Annotated in this window: 11 protein-coding genes; 9 read left to right on the top strand and 2 right to left on the bottom strand. The window is 65.7% G+C overall.

Annotated features, from left to right (window positions below):
• The first annotated feature begins 2 nt into the window (after positions 1 to 2).
• The gene (locus ACOZ9V_RS17890) at positions 3 to 1,379 is read left to right on the top strand and encodes a D-arabinono-1,4-lactone oxidase (protein WP_434595444.1); all 1,377 of its coding nucleotides are present in this window, start codon (positions 3 to 5) and stop codon (positions 1,377 to 1,379) included.
• 149 nt (positions 1,380 to 1,528) lie between these two features.
• Here ACOZ9V_RS17890 and ACOZ9V_RS17885 read toward each other — a convergent pair whose 3' ends face one another.
• Positions 1,529 to 2,413, bottom strand: a complete 885-nt coding sequence (locus ACOZ9V_RS17885) for an alpha/beta hydrolase family protein (RefSeq protein WP_139467463.1) — start codon at positions 2,411 to 2,413, stop codon at positions 1,529 to 1,531.
• Between the two features lie 193 nt (positions 2,414 to 2,606).
• Between ACOZ9V_RS17885 and ACOZ9V_RS17880 the strand changes: the two genes are divergently transcribed.
• Positions 2,607 to 3,986, top strand: coding sequence for an MFS transporter (locus ACOZ9V_RS17880; protein WP_101547017.1), 1,380 nt, complete (start codon positions 2,607 to 2,609; stop codon positions 3,984 to 3,986).
• A 214-nt stretch (positions 3,987 to 4,200) separates the two neighbouring features.
• Positions 4,201 to 4,977 carry a transcriptional regulator gene (locus ACOZ9V_RS17875; protein ID WP_181271552.1) on the top strand — a complete coding sequence of 259 codons (777 nt, stop codon included), beginning with the start codon at positions 4,201 to 4,203 and terminating at the stop codon, positions 4,975 to 4,977.
• A gap of 159 nt (positions 4,978 to 5,136) precedes the next feature.
• Here the strand turns inward: ACOZ9V_RS17875 and purB are convergent, their stop codons facing one another.
• Positions 5,137 to 6,570 (bottom strand): adenylosuccinate lyase, encoded by a 1,434-nt coding sequence (gene purB, locus ACOZ9V_RS17870; RefSeq protein WP_434592304.1) that lies wholly within the window; start codon positions 6,568 to 6,570, stop codon positions 5,137 to 5,139.
• 251 nt (positions 6,571 to 6,821) lie between these two features.
• On the opposite strand from purB, the gene ACOZ9V_RS17865 reads away from it, so the two are divergent.
• The 6 genes from ACOZ9V_RS17865 (at position 6,822) to ACOZ9V_RS17840 (ending at position 13,520) form a co-directional block, all read left to right on the top strand.
• Positions 6,822 to 7,067 (top strand): hypothetical protein, encoded by a 246-nt coding sequence (locus ACOZ9V_RS17865; RefSeq protein WP_139467459.1) that lies wholly within the window; start codon positions 6,822 to 6,824, stop codon positions 7,065 to 7,067.
• Positions 7,064 to 7,795 (top strand): hypothetical protein, encoded by a 732-nt coding sequence (locus ACOZ9V_RS17860; protein ID WP_434592301.1) that lies wholly within the window; start codon positions 7,064 to 7,066, stop codon positions 7,793 to 7,795. Before ACOZ9V_RS17865 ends, ACOZ9V_RS17860 begins: the two co-directional genes overlap by 4 nt.
• A 130-nt stretch (positions 7,796 to 7,925) precedes the next feature.
• Complete coding sequence (locus ACOZ9V_RS17855; protein WP_434592299.1) at positions 7,926 to 9,443, top strand: hypothetical protein; 1,518 nt, start codon at positions 7,926 to 7,928, stop codon at positions 9,441 to 9,443.
• 466 nt (positions 9,444 to 9,909) lie between these two features.
• A complete protein-coding gene (gene pdhA, locus ACOZ9V_RS17850) occupies positions 9,910 to 11,064 on the top strand; it encodes a pyruvate dehydrogenase (acetyl-transferring) E1 component subunit alpha (RefSeq protein WP_169253557.1) in 1,155 nt (384 codons plus the stop codon).
• Positions 11,064 to 12,041: an alpha-ketoacid dehydrogenase subunit beta gene (locus tag ACOZ9V_RS17845; RefSeq protein ID WP_139467455.1), complete on the top strand. Its 978-nt coding sequence runs from the start codon at positions 11,064 to 11,066 to the stop codon at positions 12,039 to 12,041. The genes pdhA and ACOZ9V_RS17845 overlap by 1 nt, the downstream gene beginning before the upstream one ends.
• Before the next feature lie 18 nt (positions 12,042 to 12,059).
• Positions 12,060 to 13,520, top strand: coding sequence for a dihydrolipoamide acetyltransferase family protein (locus ACOZ9V_RS17840; protein ID WP_434592294.1), 1,461 nt, complete (start codon positions 12,060 to 12,062; stop codon positions 13,518 to 13,520).
• The last annotated feature ends 31 nt before the right edge of the window (positions 13,521 to 13,551 follow it).

Below are 13,551 nucleotides of genomic sequence, written 5' to 3'. Positions count from 1 at the left end.
CGATGAACAGAGGCCGAAGCACTCAAGCGCGCGCTCGGACCGCGCAGCGACGAGCGTTCCGGAACTGGGCCGGGCACGTCCACGCACATCCGCACACATTCTCGGGTCCCGCCTCGGCGGAGGAGCTATCGGGAATCGTCACGGCCGCTGCAGCTGCCGGGGATCGTCTGCGGGTCGTCGGGGCCGGGCATTCGTTCACGCCCGTGGCCGCCGGCGATGACGTCATGGTCAGCCTCGACGCACTGTCGGGGATCGTCGCCGCCGACGAGGCGGCCGGCCGGGTCCGCTTCCACGCCGGCACCCGGCTGCGGGACATTCCCGCCCTCCTCGCACCCTTCGGCCTGGCCCTGGAGAACCAGGGTGACGTCAATCCGCAGGCCCTTGCCGGTGCGATCTCGACGAGCACACACGGCACCGGGATCGGGTTCACCGGGTTCGCCGGGACCGTCACCGGACTGAGCCTCATGGGCCCCGACGGCGAAGTACGGGAACTGTCGGCCGAGGCGGAACCGGAGATCTTCGACCTCGCACGGGTCAGCCTCGGCGTCCTCGGAGTCATCACCGAGGTCGAACTCCAGTGCGTGCCGGCCTTCGACCTCATCGCCGAGGAGAAGGTCGCCGGATTCGACGAGCTCCTCGATGGGCTCACCGAGCGGATGCGCGGGGCAGACCATTTCGAGTTCTACTGGTTCCCGCACACCGATTCGGTGCTGACGAAGACGAACACCCGGGTCGAGCCTGGGCAGGCCGGGCCGGGTCACCTCGCCGAGGCGGGGGTGCGCAACCGGTGGCTCAACCTCCTCGACAAAGAGGTGGTGGAGAACGGGGCGCTGCGGCTGGCCGTCGAGCTCGGTGCCAAGGTCCCGGCCGTGGTGCCCTCGATCAATCGGATCGCTCAGTCCGTCGTGGCAGACCGGACGTATCGGGCGCCGGGTCACGATGTGTTCGTCACCCCACGGCGGGTGCGGTTCAATGAGATGGAATACGCGCTGCCCTTCGACTCCGGGCCCGAGGCGATTCGGGAGATCCGAGACGTCATCGAAGCCAAGGGGTGGGCGATCTCATTCCCCCTCGAGGTTCGGTGCGCCGCCGCCGACGATGTGCCGCTGTCGACGGCATCGGGGCGGGAGACGATGTACATCGCCGTCCACCGCTTCATCAAAGAGGACTTCGCCGAGTACTTCCGCGTCGTCGAGGAGATCCTGTGCCGGCACGGCGGCCGCCCGCACTGGGGCAAGATCCACACTCGTACCGCTTCTGACCTGCCCGAGCTCTATCCGCGATTCGCGGACTTCTGCGATCTGCGGGCTCGACTGGATCCGGAGGCCATGTTCGGCAATCGCTTCACCGACTCGCTGTTCGGCGTCACGCGGCGCTGAGGTCCGTCGACGTCACCCGCGGCTGAGAGTGTTCGGCGTCGCCCGCAGTTGAGGGCCGGTCAGCCGAGAAGTGGTCGCAAACGGATACTGGCGACCGGAAAGTGGTCGCAATCGGATATTTCTGGGCGCGGAAGAGCTCCGGCAGTGACCTATTCTTCGGCTGCTCGCGCGTCGAGCCAGTCGAGGATCTCCGGCCAGGCGGCCTCGGCGGTCGATCTGCGCATCAGGCCGTGATGTCCGATGCTCTTCACTCCGAGCTCCTCCGGGGCGAAAGTACGACGAGTAACCGGGGCCAGTCGCAGCCGGTCGGTGATCGCATCGATGAACGCCTGCGTCGCCCAAGGATCGTCTGAGGTGCCGATGGCGAGCACAGGTGTGCGCAGTCGGGAGGCTCGTGCCTCGGCATCGAAGCTCGGGTCGTCGAAGAAGAAGTGGGGGCGGCGCAGCCATTTCGTCCACTCGTAGAGAGCGGCAGCGGGAATGTCCTCACCGAGTCCCACTCGGCTGCCTGGCATGTACCCGAACACCCGAGTGATCGCTCTGCCGAAGACGCCGAGGCCGACTTCCACCCGAAATCGCTCGCTGCGGGGTGCGATTTGGCGCGCCGCCACCATCGCTGTGGCGACCGTGGCGATTCCACTCAGGCGCTGACCGCCGTATCCCAGGAGCAGAGCGTGCCCGCCGACGCTGTGGCCCAACGCCGTATGCGGCAGATCAGTAAATCTCTCCTCCGCCCAGGCACCCGCTGCCGCCACATCTTCGGAGATCCAGTCGCGCATGCGGATGTGCCGATGTGCGCGAGCTTCCGTTCGATCGCCGACGCCGCGGAAGCCGTAGGTGATCACGGCGAACCCTCTCGCGGCGGCCGCCTCGGCGAAGGAGAAGTAGAAGCGTTCCGGAGTCGCGGTCGCCGGGTGGATCGTCAGCACCGCACGGGGGTCGGCCGTGGGGAGGAAGAGATGTCCCTCGAGGTCGTTGGATCCGTACCGGCTCGGCACCGGGATGCGTACGTCCTGTTTGAGAAGTGAGTCCATATCCTTCAGCGTAATCACCACGACGCCAGGATGCTACTAGTCGGTAATATAATTTTCGGCGTCGCCATCCGTGCCGGCGTGTTCGGCGCCCTCCCAATGCAATCCCCGGCCCGTCCCCGCCGTAATCCTCGGCAGTATTCCACCGAAGTCCTTCGCAGGATCCCATGTCCGAGCGTGCTGGTACGCTCGGGGAATGACCGCGTCGGATCGGAACCATCCCGCATCACCCACTCAGGCGACCAGCCGCGAGCGGGAGAGAGGCCGGCGCAGGTCGATGTTCGTCGCCGCATTCGGCACCGTCGTCGAATGGTACGACTTCTCGATCTTCTTCTATGTCGCCACGACCCTGACCAAGGAGTTCTTCGGCGATCAGACGGATTCTCTGCTGCTGACCCTCGGGGTCGGCGCGGCGGGATTCCTCTTCCGGCCCTTGGGCGCGATGGTCTTCGGCCACCTCGGTGATCGGATCGGACGGCGATCGACGCTCATCATCTCCGCGGTCCTCATGGCGATCTCCATGCTCGGGATCGCGGTGATCCCGAACTACGACACGATCGGCATCTGGGCAGGCGTCCTCATGGTCGCCCTGCGCTGCCTGTCCGGATTCTCCGTCGGCGCGGAATACACGGGAATCATGGTCTTCCTCATGGAATCGGCGGGACCGGGAAAGCGCGGATTGGCGGCCAGCTGGGCTGCGGCCAACAGCGAGGTCGGCGCCCTCTTGGCGGTGGGGTCCGGTGCGCTGCTGGCGAATACGCTCAGCCCCGAGGCAATGGACTCCTGGGGTTGGCGGCTGCTGTTCGTCCTCGGTGCTGTGCTCGCCATCCTCATGGTTCCGCTGCGGTCGATGATGGAGGAGACCGAGACCTTCAAACGGCTGCAGCAGGCAGAGAAGGAGAAGAAGGGCACGAAGGACACGGCCCTCGAGCGCTCCCCGCTCATCACTGCGATCCTCGAACAGCCGCGGGCGATCCTCGTGGCCTTCCTCATCTCCTCGATCGGCTCGGTCAGCTACTTCCTCAACATCACCTATGTGCCCACGTACATCGAAGAGGTGGCGAAGGTCCCGAACTCCGGCTCCCTGGCCCTGGGCACGGTCGCGGCCGTCGTCGCCATCGTCGTCACCCCGTTCTTCGGCCTGGCCTCCGACAGGTTCGGGCGCAAACCCGCCCTGGCCGTTCTCATGGCTGTCTTCGTGTTCACGATCATTCCCGCATACGCTCTGCTGGGCGGCAGCTCCTCGAGTGGGGCGGTCTTCGGTGTTGCGTTCCTCGCAATTCCCGCCGCCGGGTGGAGCGCGGTGGCCGCCGCTATGGTGCCCGAGCAGTTCACCGGCACGAGCCGCTTCTCCGGCATGGCGATCGGCTACAACGTCGCCACCGTCCTCTTCGGCGGTCTCTCGCCGCTCATCGCCACGGCACTCATGTCGTCGACCGGCATCACTCTGGCACCGGCGATCTACGCCACCGTCGTCATCGTCGTCGCCGGAGTCCCGACTCTCATCCTCGCCCGCAGCATGGGCAAGAAGACCCTCGCCGAGGTGGACGCGGACAAGCATCTCGTCCCTGCTTGAGCGCGTGGCCGGGGAATTCGCGCGACCCGCTCAAAGCGGCACACCGACGCCTCGCGGAGTGAGACTCTTCGGGGGCTGCGGCGGATCGGTGACAGACGTTGCCGTTCTGCCACACTCTGCGCACATCTCGCGCTCGACGAACTCATAGGTTGGTTTCAGAACACGCATTCGGGCGAACGACTCCCGGGTGCGAGAGACCGATCAAGGAGTCATCATGAAACGCATGAAGCGTGCCACCTTCACCGCTGCGGCCCTGCTCAGCTGCACACTCGCCTTCTCGGGCTGCTCGCTCATCAGCCAGGCCGTCCAGCCTGAACAGGGCCAGAGCGGAGAGCAGCCGAATGCCGACGCTCAGGATCAGGGCGACCAAAATGGTCAGGAGTCGAGTGCCGACCAGAACGGCCAGGAACAGGCCGGACAGGACCAGACCGGCGGTCAGGACGCGAGTTCCGATCAGTCGACCTCGGGCTCCTCGTCGTCGACCTCGTCGGCTGACGGGTCCACGGGTTCGGACTCGGGAGCGTCGTCCGGCAGCCAGGGGCAGGTCAGCATCGGCGAAAGCTTCGAGGATCCGGAGATGCAGGACAAGATCGAGGTGCTCTCTGCGGTGCGGAACTTCGAGTCGTCCAAGAGGGCATCGGCGATCGAACTCGGGGGCGAAGTCGTCCTCCTCGAGGTCAAGATCACCCCAGGGCAGAAATACAGCGGACTCATCCAGTCCGGAGCATTCAAGATCTCCGAAGACGGCGGGGCGGACTACCGATACGACCAGACCGACGGCCTCGAAGCCGAGATGCGAGCTGCTGGCTACGAGCCCTTCGAAGACGTCAGACGCCGAGACGGCGGAACCCACCAGGGCTGGCTCGCCTATGTTCCGAACGAGAAGCAGGACGCCTACACGATCCGCTATGAACGCGGACCCGGCAAGGTGCTGGGAACCGACGAGAAGGTCCCGGAGTTCACGACGACCTTCGACATCCCCTCCGTCTGACTCTCGAGGCTGACTCGCGAGGGCGGCTGCGAACCGTGAGTCATGTGGCTGCGACCCGCCAAGCCTGAGTCAGGGCGGCGTCGGCCGACCAGGGAAATGCACATCGAGGCCGGTCTCCGCATTCGGAGACCGGCCTCGAGGCGTTGTCAGGCCCTGAGATCAGCCTTCGCTGAAGGCCTTCCAGTCCGAGACCTCGGACTCGGCGAGCTGAGCCGCGACACCGGTGTAGGTGGCGGGCGTGAGGGCCTTGAGCAGTTCGGCACGCTCCTCGGGCAGTCCGAGACCGTCGACGAACGTCTGCAGATCGGCCTGGTTGATGCGCTTGCCGCGAGTGAGTTCCTTGAGCGTTTCGTACGGGTTGTCCATTCCCGGCACGCCCTGCAGTCCGGCGGCACGCATGACCGACTGGACGGCTTCACCGAGGACCTCCCAGTTGCCGTCGAGGTCGGCGGCCAGAGCCTCCTCGTTGATGGCGAGCGCACCGAGGCCCTTGACCAGGTTGTTGAGCGCGAGGACCGAGTGGCCGTAGGCGACGCCGATATTGCGCTGCGAGGTCGAGTCGGTGAGGTCGCGCTGCATCCTCGAGGTGATCAGCGTCGAGCCGAGGGAATCGAGCAGGGCGCAGGAGAGTTCGAGGTTCGCTTCGGCGTTCTCGAAGCGGATCGGGTTGACCTTGTGCGGCATCGTCGACGAACCGGTCGCACCGGCGACGGGGATCTGTTTGAAGTAGTTCATCGAGATGTAGGTCCACATATCGGTGGCCAGGTTGTGTGCGATCCGGTTGAACCGAGCGATATCGGCGAACAGCTCGGAGTTCCAGTCGTGGGATTCGATCTGCGTGGTCAGCGAGTTGAAGGTCAGCCCGAGACGGTCTTCGACGAAGGTGCGGGCGATCTGCGGCCAATCCGCTCCCGGCACAGCGGCCAGATGGGCCGAATAGGTGCCCGTGGCGCCGTTGATCTTGCCGAGGAACTCTGTGGCGGCGATGCGTTCGTACTGACGACGCAGGCGGTGGATGAAGACCGCGAGCTCCTTGCCCATCGTCGTCGGAGTGGCCGGCTGACCGTGGGTGTGGGCGAGCATCGGAACTTCGGCCAGTTCCGCGGCGGACTCGGCGAGAGCGTCGATGAGGGCCTTCGCTCTCGGCAGCCACACCAGTTCGGTGGCACCCTTGATGCCGAGCGCCCAGGACAGGTTGTTGATGTCTTCGGACGTGCAGCAGAAGTGGACGAGCTCGCCGAGGTCCTCGGCGCCGATCGTCACTAGGGCTTCTTTGATTGTGTATTCGACGGCCTTGACGTCATGGACGGTGACGGCTTCATGAGCGGCCAGCGTGGCGATGGTGTCGGCGTCGAAGTCGGCAGCGAAGGCACGCAGTCCGTCGATCTCATCGGGGGTGAGGGTGCGAACGCCCTCGATCACCGAGTTCTGTGCGAGGTGGATGAACCATTCGATCTCAACGATGATGCGGTTGCGGTTGAGCGCCGCCTCGGAGAGATGATCGACGAGGTCAGCGGTGTCTTTGCGGTAGCGACCATCAAGCGGTCCGAGAGCGATGGCGGGCGAGATTTCGGCAAGGGAAACAGTCGGCATGCCCTCATTTTCTCATGAGCGGCGAATCGGAGCGGCACCCGTCCGCGCCGACCGATCGCCAGGCGCGGCGGGACCACGAGACTCGAGCATCGCCCCTTGTGGATTCGGTGGCGACTTCGACGCCTGTGCCCTGTGGATGCTCAAGGCTCTTCCCCAGCCTTGGAATCGAGGCTTCTCTGCTCGAGCCGCTGCCGCCTACGGTCGAGTGATTCGGGCACGGATGCCGAACAGGCAGGCGGGAGGACTGGGACATGATCACTGACGAATTGGAGCGCAATCGTGAGCAGTGGAGGCGGCGAGCGGAGGTGCTGCACTCCCTGGCGCAGAGCTGCCGCCAGATCGACGGATGGGATTCCCCGGCGGGAGCGCTGCTCGATGACCGAGTGGCCTCGTGCGCAGAATCGATCGACAAGTTGGGGGAGAGGGCGGAGAAGCTCGCCGAGGCGTATGACCTCCACCTGCAGGTCGTGTCGGTGGGCGGGCGGATCCAGCTGTGAACACTCACCCCGCCGAACGTGAGGGCGCCGACATCGACAGTTGGATCGTCGTCGACCTCGAGCGGATCAGCAGACTGCCCGAACGGCTGCGTCGTCTTTGGCCGCCCGATCTGCTCCCTCGCCGAGTCGACCGGGACTCCCGAGCCGTCTCGGCGGAGGAGGAGATCTCCGGCGCAGGTTCGGGGGCTGCGGCCGCAGGTTCGGGGACTGGCGCCGCAACCTCGGGAATGGGCGAGGGCAGTGGGGGCGCGAAACGGGACCTCGATGTGCTCACCGCATGGCTGCGCGGCTTCGCCTCCGAACTCAACCGGGTGCGCACGCGCATCAGCGTCGTCGTGTCATCGGGAGTCGAGACCGTCCACCTGGCACTGTGCCTGGGGCCGGGGATCGCGCATGCGATCCTCGCGTTGCAGGGGGAGGGGCTCGAAGACTTCGCGCGGCACCAGCTGCTGCGCCGGATCGAGCCGGGACGGATCGGGCACGTCGTCGAGGATCTCACCGAGCTCGTCGACCAGGACTGTGTGCTCACGCTCAGCTGGGCGTCCGGACGGGGTGCGACAGGATTGGAATTCCTCCGCCGAGAGGGCGGGACATGGTTCCGGCCGGTCATCGAGCGCGCCGGCGATTCCGTCACCGTCGACGATGACGTCGACGCCGGCGAATCAGCGGTGCGAAAGCTGCTGAGCACCGTGCTCACGCGGACGCTGACGGCAGGAGCTCCGAGTTGACGGCGGCAGCACTGACGGCGGCAGCGGCTGACGACCGGGAGTTCGTGGCCCCGTGGGCTCGTGGCACCAGCGACCGGCAGAGACCGGGGCATGAGGGCGGCAGCGACCGGGGCATGAGAGGAGACCCGCGATGATCGACTCGACGACCCGCGGAGGCGGTCGGATCACCGTCGACGAACGCGCCGACGGCAGCGGAGACGCACTGCAGAGCGTCATCGCCGATATCGGTGATCTGTCCGTCGACGCCGCTGTCGGAGACTTCGACCTCGCGACCCTGCTCACCCAGGTCCCCGCCCCGGTGACGGCGCTAAACCTCGATGCCTGCCGGATCCGGTTCCACGCCCAGCTGACCGCCTCGGTGCTCGAACTCGAGGCGACACTGCTCGCCGTTCGAGCCGCTGCCTTCGCCTACCGGCAGGCGGAGAAGGGCATCAGCGAAGTCTTCGGCGGACTGCTCGACGCTCTCGGGTACGCGACCGGTCGCATCATCGCGCTCAGCCTGCCCGTCATCATTCCCGTTGCGCTCGTCGTCGGCGCTCAGGTCGTCGTGGTTACGAAGATCCTCGACGTCACCGGACTCGACGATGTCATCACCAAGCAGTTCGGCATCGACCTGGGCAAGACGAAGGCGAAAGCGAAGGAGGCGCTGATCACGTTCGCGTTCGAACAGTCCGACGTCACCGGGGCCGTCATCGAGCATGTGCTGCCGGGCTTCGTCGTCGGATTCTTCGGGCTGCCTCCCTTCATCCTCGACTCCGAAGGCGATCACGCGTTCTGGCCGCACGACTCGACGTCGATGACGATCTGGGTCCTGGCAGGTGCGAACGCGTTCGGACTGCTGCTGCCCTCCGATGTCGAGGTATGGAGGGCGAAGGGGCTGACTGCTCCGCACAAAGAACCGCCGCGTGACGTCGAAGACCTCTTCTCCCGCGAAGCGAACTGCCACCGCGGAGCCGATTCCGGACAGGTCCGCATCGAGGAGGTCGTCGGACCCGATGGGACGACCCGCTATATCGTCTACGTCCCCGCCACCACCGACTGGTCTCCGAAGTCGGGTGACAATACGACGGACCTGACGACCAACGTGCAGGGCATGGCCGGCAACGACACCGTGATGCGCGAAATGGTGCGCCAGGCGATCGCCGATGCCGGGATCGGTCGCGGCGCCGAGGTCATGCTCGTCGGCTATTCGCAGGGAGGAATCACCGCAGGCTCTCTGGCCGCGGACCCCGCGTTCCTCGACGATGTCAACGTCACTGCCCTGATGACGGTCGGTGCTCCGGTCTCCGACTTCGCCATCGATTCGGGAATCGACGTACTTTCGATCGAGCACGAACAGGACCTCGTCCCCGATCTCGACGGCAATGAGAACCCGGCGACGAAGAACTGGTCGACGATCACCGTCGACTACGACCCCGACGAACTGCGCAAGGTCCCCGAACTGGCGGACAAGACCGATGCCGAACTCGATGCGATGTTCGCCTCGGCCGGGGCAGCGCACTCGTCCGTCGCCTACGCGGCCTCGATCGGACTGCTGCTGAAGGGCGGGAATTCCGCAATCGACCGCTTCACCTCGAAGAACTCAGGCTTCTTCACCGGAGACCTCGCGAAGACGCGCGACTACCAGGGTAAGCGCAAACGTCATTGAACTCGGTTTCGCGGAACGGCACTCGGCATCGAAACGATGGGACACCCCGGTGCACCAACGGAGCTCATGGGACCTGCACTCGATCTCCCGAGGATGGGCCGCCTCGGCGAGCGATGGGATCGTGCGAAACCCGCGCACGTCTTCCCGAAGAAGGGCCGCCTCGGTGCTCGGATGTGCATTGGTCGGACGATGGAGCATCTCTGCCGTGATCGACAATTGTCCACGGAACGCTTTGGAACTCGGCCACATGTGTCGAGCTCGGGCCATAGTCTGTTCCTGACCTGCACTTTTGATACTCGAACCGCATGGGGAGAGTGGCAAGCAGTGAGTGGATTCGGTATTGTGATACCACCTGTGAATCAGATCACTCGAGGGCGAGTTCTCACATCCGAGGGCCTGCCCGACGGACACGGTCCACCACTGGTCACCTCCGGTGAAGATGGACCTCGAACAAAGGAGAACTGAAATGACCTCCAACATTTCAGTGGGAACCGGCGCTGCCCACAGTCAGTCCTCGGAGCCCAGAATGATCCAGATGCTCACCGAAGACGGAAACCGCGTCGAATCCGGTGAGTACGATGCCTTCGCAGCAGAACTCACCGATGAGGATCTGCGCGGCTTCTACCGGGATATGGTCCTGGTCCGCCGCATCGACGCCGAAGGAGCTGCTCTGCAGCGTCAGGGACAGTTGGGCCTGTGGGCACCTCTGTTCGGACAGGAAGCAGCCCAGATCGGCATGGGACGGGCCGCTCGCCCCCAAGACTTCGTCTTCCCCACCTACCGCGAACACGGCCTCGCCTACACCCGCGGTGTCGAACCCGAAACCCTGCTCAGCATCTTCCGCGGTCAGAACCACGGCGGCTGGGATCCGCAGGAGCACCGCTTCCACACCTACACCATCGTCATCGGCTCGCAGGCCCTGCACGCCACCGGCTACGCCATGGGCATCTCCATGGACGGCGATGTCGGCACCGGCGACATCGAACGCGACACTGTCTCCATCGCCTGCTTCGGCGATGGTGCGACCTCGCAGGGTGACGTCTCCGAGGCGCTGACCTTCGCCGGAGCCTTCCACGCCCCGGTTCTGTTCTTCTGCCAGAACAACCAGTGGGCCATCTCCGAACCCACTCACGTCCAGTCCGCAGCCCCGCTGTCGACCCGCGGCGAAGGATTCGGAGTCCCCGGCATCCGCGTCGACGGCAACGACATCATCGCGATGTACTCCGTGGCCCGCGCCAGCCTCGACTCCGTGCGCGCCGGCCACGGCCCGATGCTCATCGAAGCCTTCACCTATCGTCGCGGCGCCCACACCACGGCCGATGATCCGACGAAGTACCGCGACAAGGCCGAAGAGGAGATCTGGGAGGACCGCGACCCGATCACCCGCCTCAAGGCCTACCTGGACAAGCACACCGAGACCAGCGACGAATTCTTCGCCGAGGTGGACGCCGAGGCCGACACCCTCGCCGCCCGCATCCGCCACAACTGCATGACCATGGAGAACCCCGACGGCGTCGAGATGTTCGCCCATGTCACCGCGGAACCCCACTCCCTCGTCGACGAGGAACGTGCCGAATTCCTGGCATACCAGGCCTCGTTCGCCGATGCGGGTGAGGCCTGATGGAGAAACTTCCCCTCTCGAAGGCGATCACCGCCGGAATGCGCAAGGCCATGGAGGACGACCCGAAGGTCGTCCTCATCGGCGAGGACATCGGCAAACTCGGCGGCGTCTTCCGCGTCACCGAGGGTCTGCAGAAGGACTTCGGTCCGCAGCGTGTCATCGATGCCCCGCTGGCCGAATCCGGCATCGTCGGCACCTCGATCGGCATGGCCATCCGCGGCTACCGTCCCGTCATCGAGATACAGTTCGACGCGTTCATCTTCCCGGCCTATGACCAGATCGTCACCCAGGTGGCGAAGCTGTACAACCGCACCCTGGGCAAAGAGAACATCCCGTTGGTCATCCGCGTGCCCTACGGCGGCGGCATCGGCTCACCCGAGCACCATTCGGAGAGCCCCGAGACCGTGTTCGCCCACCATGCGGGACTGCGGCTCATCTCCCCGTCGAACGCTCATGACGCGTACTGGATGATCCAGGACGCAATCAAGAGCGAGGATCCGGTGATGTTCTTCGAACCCAAGCGTCGCTACTGGATGCGCGGGGACGTCGACACGTCGGCCCGAGGCGAGCTGGGCATGCACGACGCCCGCGTCGTGTCCGAAGGCACCGACGTCACCCTCGTCGCCTACGGCCCGCTGGTGCCGACCGCGCAGGACGTGGTCACCGCGGCCGCCGAGGAAGGCAAGAGCGTCGAACTCATCGACCTGCGCAGCCTCAACCCGATCGACTTCACCGCGATCGAGAAGTCCGTGACGAAGACCGGCCGACTGGTCGTCGCCCATGAGGCTCCAACCTTCCTGGGGCTGGGTTCGGAGATCGCCGCGCGCATCACCGAACGCTGCTTCTTCAACCTCGAAGCCCCGGTCATCCGGGTCGGCGGCTACCACACCCCGTACCCCGGTTCGCGGATGGAAGAGCACTACCTGCCCGACCTCGATCGCATCTTCGATGGTGTCGATCGGGCCCTGTCCTACTGATTTCGAGGAGAGTCAAGAATGTCATTCGAATTTCCTCTTCCCGACGTCGGTGAGGGCCTGACCGAGGCCGACATCGTCGCGTGGAAGGTCGCCCCCGGCGACACTGTCACCGTCAACCAGATTCTCGTCGAGATCGAGACCGCGAAATCGCTCGTCGAGCTGCCCAGTCCGCAGGCCGGCACCGTCGGTGCGCTCCTTGTCGAGGAGGGCCAGACCATCGAGGTCGGCACCCCGATCATCCGGTTCGGCGGAGATGATGCCAACACCGAGGCGGCCCCCGCCTCCGCTGATGCGCCGGCTTCCGGTTCGGCTGAGAAGTCGGTCGATGCCTCCGGTGATGCCGACGGCGGAGCCACTCTCGTCGGTTATGGAGCGAAGGAGACGTCGTCGAAGCGGCGTCCGCGGAAGGGCGCTTCCGTCCCCGCTCCCGCCGCTGGCGCCGCTCCCGCAGCGTCGGCTGCCCCGGTTGCCTCAGCTGCCCAGGCTGCGGAGGCGGCCGCGCCTGCACCGGCCGCGGCTCCGGCGGCTCAGGCACAGTCGGCGTCGGCACCTGCTCCGGCAGCGCAGTCGCAGTCCGCTTCGGCTCCCGCTTCACCGAGCAAGCCGCTGGCGAAGCCGCCCGTGCGGAAGCTCGCGAAGGATCTGGGGGTCGACCTCTCCCAGGTGACACCGACCGGGCCCCGCGGGGACGTCACGCGCGACGATGTGCACGCCGCCGCCAACCGGACCGCCGCTCCCACGTCGGGTGCGACGGCACCGGCGGCCGCCTCGGCGAGTGATCAGGGAGCGCTGGAAGAGCGTATCCCGTTCAAGGGCGTGACGAAGATGATGGCGAAGGCCATGGTCGATTCGGCATTCACGATGCCGCACGTCACCGAGTTCCTCGACGTCGACGTCACCGAGACGATGGCGATGGTCCGCCGGCTGAAGTCGACGAAGTTCCTGGGCGAGGACGTCAAGGTCTCGCCGCTGCTCATCGTCGCCAAGGCAGTGGCGTGGGCCGTGGGACGCAACCCGCGGATCAACTCGTGCCTCGAGGGCGACGAGATCGTCGTGAAGAAGTACGTCAACCTCGGCATCGCGGCCGCCACTCCGCGCGGACTGATCGTGCCGAACATCAAGAACGCGCAGGCCATGGGGCTGGGCGAGCTGGCGCAGGGCATTCAGGATCTCACCGCTCTGGCGCGGTCGGGCAAGACGCCGCCGGCCGATCAGGCCGGGGGCACGATCACGATCACGAATGTCGGTGTCTTCGGAGTCGATGCCGGTACGCCGATCATCAATCCTGGTGAGGCCGCGATCCTCGCGTTCGGACAGGTCCGGAAGAAGCCGTGGGTGGTGGACGACGAGATCCTTCCGCGCGAGATCACCACGCTGTCGGTCAGCGCCGACCATCGTGTCGTCGACGGCGAGATCATCTCGAAGTTCCTCGCCGACGTTGGACGGGGTCTGGAGGACCCGACTCTGATGTTGGCCTGATTCTCGCCCGGGCGCCGGCTTCTGACCGGCT

Source organism: Brevibacterium sp. 1718 (genome assembly GCF_051131255.1).
GTDB lineage: Bacteria > Actinomycetota > Actinomycetes > Actinomycetales > Brevibacteriaceae > Brevibacterium > Brevibacterium sediminis.
The sequence above is the reverse complement of the archived record's forward strand: the minus strand, read 5'-3'. Positions and strand labels throughout refer to the sequence as shown.

Excerpts from the sequence above, each read along its gene's own strand:
- ACOZ9V_RS17890 (WP_434595444.1), top strand. The coding sequence starts at position 3 with ATGAACAGAGGCCGAAGCACTCAAGCGCGCGCTCGGACCGCGCAGCGA.
- ACOZ9V_RS17845 (WP_139467455.1), top strand. The coding sequence starts at position 11,064 with ATGGAGAAACTTCCCCTCTCGAAGGCGATCACCGCCGGAATGCGCAAG.
- ACOZ9V_RS17840 (WP_434592294.1), top strand. The coding sequence starts at position 12,060 with ATGTCATTCGAATTTCCTCTTCCCGACGTCGGTGAGGGCCTGACCGAG.
- ACOZ9V_RS17880 (WP_101547017.1), top strand. The coding sequence starts at position 2,607 with ATGACCGCGTCGGATCGGAACCATCCCGCATCACCCACTCAGGCGACC.
- ACOZ9V_RS17875 (WP_181271552.1), top strand. The coding sequence starts at position 4,201 with ATGAAACGCATGAAGCGTGCCACCTTCACCGCTGCGGCCCTGCTCAGC.
- ACOZ9V_RS17865 (WP_139467459.1), top strand. The coding sequence starts at position 6,822 with ATGATCACTGACGAATTGGAGCGCAATCGTGAGCAGTGGAGGCGGCGA.
- ACOZ9V_RS17885 (WP_139467463.1), bottom strand. The coding sequence starts at position 2,413 with ATGGACTCACTTCTCAAACAGGACGTACGCATCCCGGTGCCGAGCCGG.
- purB (WP_434592304.1), bottom strand. The coding sequence starts at position 6,570 with ATGCCGACTGTTTCCCTTGCCGAAATCTCGCCCGCCATCGCTCTCGGA.
- pdhA (WP_169253557.1), top strand. The coding sequence starts at position 9,910 with ATGACCTCCAACATTTCAGTGGGAACCGGCGCTGCCCACAGTCAGTCC.
- ACOZ9V_RS17855 (WP_434592299.1), top strand. The coding sequence starts at position 7,926 with ATGATCGACTCGACGACCCGCGGAGGCGGTCGGATCACCGTCGACGAA.